The organism is Methylobacterium sp. J-076 (genome assembly GCF_022829405.1).
GTDB lineage: Bacteria > Pseudomonadota > Alphaproteobacteria > Rhizobiales > Beijerinckiaceae > Methylobacterium.
Map to the genome: position 1 here is coordinate 1 of NZ_JAKSXW010000113.1, position 273 is coordinate 273.

Sequence of the window (273 nt, forward strand, 5' to 3'; positions counted from 1 at the left end):
CACGCCTCGCCTTGCCGCTACCTGCTGCCGGCGAAATGGGCCGCGATCCGCGAGGCCGCGATGGAATTCTGCGACCGGCTCGGTGCTGAGGCGCACCGGCAGGGGTGGACGGCCCCTGAACTGTTCGCGGTCCACCCTGAGCATGGGACGCTGCGCGTGGATCACTGCGGCGCGCTGCTTTTCAGCGGGAAAAGGCCGATGGCGGTCGAGGCCAGTCGGATCGTGTTCGAGAGCGAGTCCGCCTACCGGAACAAGCCGGGCCAGATGTGGGGG

At 68.9% G+C, this 273-nt stretch carries 1 protein-coding gene; it reads left to right on the forward strand.

The features are described from left to right. The coding region (locus MKK53_RS10055) for a hypothetical protein (protein ID WP_243928560.1) at positions 1 to 273 on the forward strand (273 nt) is incomplete at both ends.